Annotated in this window: 5 protein-coding genes; 4 read left to right on the top strand and 1 reads right to left on the bottom strand. The window is 72.7% G+C overall.

Annotation, left to right across the window (positions count from 1 at the left end):
• Positions 1-126 precede the first annotated feature (126 nt).
• On the top strand, positions 127-546 hold the full coding sequence (locus AB0B57_RS32520) for a protein-tyrosine phosphatase family protein (RefSeq protein WP_357078686.1): 420 nt from the start codon (positions 127-129) through the stop codon (positions 544-546).
• Between the two features lie 83 nt (positions 547-629).
• On the opposite strand, the gene AB0B57_RS32515 is transcribed toward AB0B57_RS32520, so the two are convergent.
• Positions 630-2,924, bottom strand: coding sequence for an excinuclease ABC subunit UvrA (locus tag AB0B57_RS32515; protein ID WP_357078683.1), 2,295 nt, complete (start codon positions 2,922-2,924; stop codon positions 630-632).
• A 166-nt stretch (positions 2,925-3,090) separates the two neighbouring features.
• Between AB0B57_RS32515 and AB0B57_RS32510 the strand changes: the two genes are divergently transcribed.
• From AB0B57_RS32510 to AB0B57_RS32500, 3 genes are all read left to right on the top strand, one after another.
• Positions 3,091-3,819, top strand: a complete 729-nt coding sequence (locus tag AB0B57_RS32510; protein WP_357078679.1) for a MerR family transcriptional regulator — start codon at positions 3,091-3,093, stop codon at positions 3,817-3,819.
• A 47-nt stretch (positions 3,820-3,866) separates the two neighbouring features.
• Entirely contained in the window at positions 3,867-5,078 is a 1,212-nt protein-coding gene (locus tag AB0B57_RS32505) for a D-alanyl-D-alanine carboxypeptidase (RefSeq protein WP_357078676.1), read from the top strand.
• A 120-nt stretch (positions 5,079-5,198) separates the two neighbouring features.
• Entirely contained in the window at positions 5,199-6,038 is an 840-nt protein-coding gene (locus tag AB0B57_RS32500) for a peptidylprolyl isomerase (protein WP_357078672.1), read from the top strand.
• The last annotated feature ends 6 nt before the right edge of the window (positions 6,039-6,044 follow it).

The raw sequence follows: 6,044 nt of genomic DNA, 5'->3' as shown, positions 1-6,044 counted from the left end.
GTTCGGCTGGAGCCGCGTCGTGCCACTCGCCGAGAGGCGACCTGCACACCGACACCAGCGCCGCCCCCGGCCCACACAGCCGGGGGCGGCGCTGTTGGTGGGGCCGGAGCCGGCACAATTGTTCGGGTGACCGATTTTCAGCCCTGGCCCGAGCAGCCGGGTCTGCTCGTACTGCCCAGCGGGACGACAGTGCGCGGACGCCGCATCGCCGCGTCGACCTCGCCCGCCGACTTCGCCCTGCTGTTGGCGGATGGTCCGGAGCCGGCCTGGATGCATCGGCGGATCCGGTGGCCTGATTTCTGGGTGCCGACCGATCGGGCGGATGCCCTCGACGCGCTGCGAGAGGCGCTGCGGCGTGCGCACGACGGTGCGCGCGTCGAGGTGGCCTGCCGGGGTGGGGTGGGGCGCACCGGAACCGCACTGGCCGCGCTGGCGATCCTCGACGGCCTGCCGGCCGAGCGGGCGGTGGCCTGGGTCCGTGCGGGTTACCACCCGAAGGCGGTGGAGACGCCCTGGCAGCGGCGCTGGCTGCGCCGCGTCGCCTGACCTGCACCGCCCGCCCGCCGCCGACCCGGCGCAGCGCACCGCCTCCGCGCTCTACGGCACGGCGGTGGCGGCGGTCGGTGGTGTCACCCCTGGCCGACCACCGCCGGCGCGTTGACGTACTCACGCAGGTGGGTGGCGGTGAGCGTGTCACCTTGGGCGACCAGGTCAGCGGGCGTGCCGGTGAAGACGATCTGTCCGCCGTCGTGGCCGGCGCCCGGGCCGAGGTCGATGAGCCAGTCGGCGTGGGCCATGACCGCCTGGTGGTGTTCGATGACGATCACCGTGTTGCCGGCGTCGACCATCCGGTCGAGCAGGGCCAGCAGTTGGTCCACGTCGGCGAGGTGCAGGCCGGTGGTGGGTTCGTCCAGTACGTACGTGGTGGTCTTCTCCGCCAGGTGGATGGCGAGCTTGAGTCGTTGCCGTTCCCCGCCGGACAGGGTGGTCAGCGGCTGGCCGAGGCTGAGGTAGCCCAGCCCGACGTCGACCAGTCGACCGAGGATGAGGTGCGCCGGACCACCAGGGAAGAACGCGTACGCCTCGGTGACCGACATGGCCAGCACCTCGCTGATGTTCTTGCCGCGCAGCGTGTACGTGAGCACCTCGTCGGTGAAGCGTCGTCCCTCGCACCGTTCGCAGACGCTGGCGACGCCGGCCATCATCGCCAGGTCGGTGTAGATCAGCCCGATCCCCTTGCAGGCTGGGCAGGCACCCTCGGAGTTGGCGCTGAACAGGGCCGCCTTGACCCCGTTGGCCTTGGCGAAGGCGGTGCGGATCGGGTCGAGCAGGCCACTGTAGGTGGCCGGGTTGCTGCGTCGCGACCCGCGGATGGCGGACTGGTCCACGATGACCACCCCGGATCGGCCGCGCAGCGAGCCGTGGATCAGCGAGCTCTTGCCGGAGCCGGCCACACCGGTGACCACGGTGAGCACCCCGAGCGGGATGTCCACGTCCACGTCGCGCAGGTTGTGCAGGTCGGCCTGGCGGATGGGGAGCTGCCCGGTCGGTCGGCGCACGTCGGAGCGCAGGGTCACCCGGTGGTCCAGGTGCCGGCCGGTGCGGGTGTCGGAGCGGCGCAGGGCGGGCACGTCGCCGGTGAAGCAGATCCGGCCACCCGCGGTGCCGGCCCCCGGCCCGAGGTCGACCACGTGGTCGGCGATCGCGATGGTCTCCGGCTTGTGTTCGACCACCAGCACCGTGTTGCCCTTGTCGCGCAGCCGCAGCAGCAGGTCGTTCATCCGGGCGATGTCGTGCGGGTGCAGGCCGACTGTGGGTTCGTCGAAGACGTACGTGACGTCGGACAGGCTGGAGCCGAGGTGCCGGACCATTTTCACCCGTTGCGCCTCGCCGCCGGACAGGGTGGCGGACTCCCGGTCCAGGCTGAGGTAGCCCAGCCCGATCTCGACCAGGGACTCCAGCAGGTCCCGCAGGTTGGCGATCAGTGGCGCCACCGATGGATCGTCGATGCCCCGGACGAACGCGGCCAGGTCACTGATCTGCATGGCCGAGCAGTCGGCGATGGTGCGCCCGGCGATCCGCGACGACAGGGCCGCCGCGTTGAGCCGGGTGCCGCCGCAGTCGCCGCAGGTGGTGAAGGTGACGGCCCGGTCGACGAAGGCACGGATGTGCGCTTGCATCGACTCGCGGTCCTTGGCCAGGAGGAGCCGCTTGACCTTGACCGCCAGACCCTCGTACGTCAGGTTGTTGCCGCCCACCTTGATCTTCGTGGACGGCTTGTGCAGGAGGTCGTCCCACTGTTGCGGGGTGAAGTCCTGGAGTTTGGCGTCCGGGTCGAACAGGCCGGAGCCGACGATGGTCTGCCAGTACCAGGAGCCGACCGCGAAGTTGGGCACGGTGATCGCGCCGTCGTTGAGGGAACGCTCGACGTCGACCAGCTGGTGCACGTCGAGGTCGGAGACCCGGCCCAGCCCTTCGCAGGTGGTGCACATGCCCTCGGGCAGGTTGAAGCTGAACGCTCCGGCGCCGCCCACCTGCGGGTCGCCGAGCCGGCTGAAGAGGATCCGCAGCATCGCGTACGCGTCGGTGGCGGTGCCAACCGTGGAGCGGGAGTTGACCCCCATCCGCTCCTGGTCGACGACGATGGCCGCGCTGAGGTTGCGCAGCGAGTCGACGTCCGGCCGGTTGAGGTTCGGCATGAACGACTGGAGGAAGGTGCTGTAGGTCTCGTTGATCATGCGCTGGGACTCGGCGGCGATGGTGCCGAAGACCAGCGACGACTTGCCCGAGCCGGAGACGCCGGTGAAGACGGTCAACCGGCGCTTGGGGATGTCGACCGAGACGCTGGCGAGGTTGTTCTCCCGCGCTCCGCGTACCTCGATCATGTCGTGGCTGTCGGCGGCGGACCATGCTGGCTGCGACATGCGAACCCTTCACAGAGTCGTGGCGGGACTCGTCCCCCGCCGAAGCTGACGGGTTCTATTGTCTCATTCATCCCCATGTAGAGACTTTCGGCGACAGCGCAGCGGTGAGAGTGGCGAGACGCCCCGGGAAGTCTCAAATCACGACGTAAGCGGTACGGTGGCTGGCGTGGACGTCGCCCCGGAGGATCGGTTACGTGCCGTGGACCTGGCGGCCACCGTCGGGATCTCGGTGCAGCAGGTGCGCAACTACGTCGAGTTGGGTGTGCTGCCGCCGGTGCGCCGCACCCCGAGCGGTTACCGGATCTTCACCAGCGAGCACGCCCGGGCGCTGACCGTGGCGCGGCGGCTGGCCGAGGGGCACGGCTGGAGCCGTACCCGGGAGGTCATGGCCGCGGTGCACCGGGGTGACCTGCCGGCGGCCCTGGCGGCGCTCGACGGCGGCCATGCCGAGCTGGACCGGGAACGCGCCGAGATCCGCCGGGTGCTCGGCGCCTTCGAGACGGTGCTGGCCAGCCCACCGGCGGCCCGGCCCGCGGCACGCCACGGCGCCCGCATCGGCGAGGTCGCCGCCCTGGTCGGGGTGCGGACCTCGCAGCTGCGTCTGTGGGAGCAGCGCGAGCTGCTGCGGCCGCACCGCACCCCGGGCACCAACTACCGGGTGTACGACGAGGCGGAACTACGCGCCGCGCAGGTCATCGCGTTGCTGCGCCGAGGCGCGTACCCGTTCGAGATCATCGCGGCGGTGCTGGGGGAGTTGCGGACCACCGGCAGCCCGCAGCGGGTTCGCGCCGAGCTTGCCCGCCGCGAGCAGGACCTGCACGCGCGCAGCCTGCGCCGGCTGCGGGGCAGTGCCGCCCTGTACGACTACCTGCGCGCTCGCGGCGACGCGGGTTGACGGTCATCCCGTCCCGCCGGGCGATCTTGTTGACTAGGGTCGGGCACATGAGAGCTGCGCTGCTGGCGGCCACGGCGTCCGCCGTCCTGCTCGCTCCCGCGCCGGTCGCCGCCGCGGGAACGCCCGCCGGGCCACCCGTGCGCTGCCCGCGGGTGCCGGCCCCGGCGATGTCGCGTCCACCCCGGCCCTCGCCCCCGCCCGCCGTGCCCGAGCAGCGGGTGGTCGGCGGCGCGGCGCTGGACACGGCCGGCCTGGTCGTGCCGGCCGACGCCGCCGCGCCACCGGCGATCACGGCCACGTCGTGGCTGGTCGCCGACCTGGACAGCGGCCAGGTGCTCGGCGGTTGCGGCCCACACGAGTACGGCACGCCGGCCAGCGTGCAGAAGCTCCTGCTGGCGGCCACGATGCTGCCCCGGCTGGACCCGAAGCAGCCGGTCACCGTCACCGAGGACGATATGAACATCGAGCCCGGCTCCTCGGCGGTGGGCCTGGTCGCGGGCGGTCGCTACACCATCGAGACGGTCTGGCTGGGTCTGCTGCTCAACTCCGGTAACGAGGCCGCGAACGTGCTGGCCCGGCTGGGTGGTGGGGCGGACGGCGCGGCCGGCGGCGTACGCGCCATGAACGAGCAGGCCCACCGGCTCGGCGCGCTGCAGACGCACGCGGTCACCCCGTCGGGGCTGGACGGCAGGGGGCAGTTCACCAGCGCGTACGACCTGGCGCTGATCGCCCGGGCCTGTTTCGCCGAGCCGACCTTCCGCCGGTACGCGCTGACCGAGCAGGCGGAGATACCCACCCAGGCGGCGCAGCGCACCAAGGGTTTCCAGATCCAGAACGAGAACCAACTCATCTACCGGTACCCGGGTGCGCTCGGGGGCAAGACCGGCTTCACCGACCTGGCCCGGCACACCTACGTGGGTGCGGCGGAACGTGACGGGCGGCGTCTGGTGGTGACCCTGTTGGGTGCCGAGTCGGCGCCGAAACGCGGGTGGGAGCAGGGTGCGGCCCTGCTGGACTGGGGCTTCACGCTGCCCCGGGACGCCTCCGTCGGTCGGCTGGTCGAGGCGGGGGAGTTGACCGCCACGCCGACGGCGGGACCGTCCGCGCTGGCGGCACCCGGTGCGCCCCGGCCGGCGGCGGCCAGCGGGCCCGCGCGTACCGGCTCGGGGTGGTTGTGGGCGGTGACCGCGACCAGCGGCGCCGCGGTGCTGGCGCTGCTGGGTGGGCTGCTGTGGCGGCGTCGCCGCCGGCTGCCCTGAGCCGCGGACCGCGCCGCGTCGGCGGTTGCCTGAGCCGGCGGCTGCCCGGACGGATCGACATCGGGCGCGGGCATCCATAGACTCCGGTCTTTCTGGCACCACGAGTCCAGGAGGATCACCGTGTCGAGTGAACTCGAACCGCGCCCCGGCGTGGCGGCACCCCGTCGACCGCTGCGCGCCCTGTCCCGCCTCGCGGGAGCGACAGTGTTCGCCGGGGCGCTTGTCGTCGGGGCGTCCGCGAGCGCGGTCGCCGCGCCCGCCGCCCCCGTGGGCGCTTCCACCGCGTCGTCCACCGCCGCTGACGCCGCCACCCGACCGCCGCGCACCACCCACGGCCCGTGCGCGTACACCGAGACACCCGACGAGCCCGCGGCCCGGCCGGTGCCGCTGCCGCCCGACCCGCGACGGACCCCGGCCCGGGGCAGCGTCCGGGTGACCCTGAAGACCAACCACGGGTCGATCGGGCTGACCCTGGACCGGGCCGCCGCGCCGTGCACCGTGCAGAGCTTCCTGCACCTGGTCGGCAAGCGCTTCTACGACCGCACCCCGTGCCACCGGCTCACCGCGTATCCCACGCTGAGTGTGCTGCAGTGCGGTGACCCGTCCGGCACCGGCGAGGGCGGCCCGGGATACCGCTACCGCGACGAGCTGCCGACCGGCCTCCCGCCGGCACCCACCGACCCGACCGGGGAACGCCGGGTGTACGCCCGGGGTGTGCTGGCCATGGCCAACGCGGGGCCGGACACCAACGGCAGCCAGTTCTTCCTGGTCTACGCCAACTCGGCGCTGCGGCCCAACTACACGATCTTCGGCGAGGTCGACGCGGCCGGGCTGGCCACCCTGGACCGGATCGCCGCCGGGGGAGTGGCACCGACCGCCGAGGACCCGGCGCCGGTCGACGGCGCGCCCGCGCTGCCGGTGACCATCCACAAGGCCGTCCGCGCACACCACCACCACTGACCGTAC

It is taken from the genome of Micromonospora sp. NPDC049101 (assembly GCF_040648675.1).
Lineage (GTDB): Bacteria > Actinomycetota > Actinomycetes > Mycobacteriales > Micromonosporaceae > Micromonospora.
Note: the sequence above shows the minus strand (reverse complement) of the source record. Positions and strands in the feature narration are given on the sequence as shown.

Excerpts from the sequence above, each read along its gene's own strand:
- AB0B57_RS32505 (WP_357078676.1), top strand. The coding sequence starts at position 3,867 with ATGAGAGCTGCGCTGCTGGCGGCCACGGCGTCCGCCGTCCTGCTCGCT.
- AB0B57_RS32515 (WP_357078683.1), bottom strand. The coding sequence starts at position 2,924 with ATGTCGCAGCCAGCATGGTCCGCCGCCGACAGCCACGACATGATCGAG.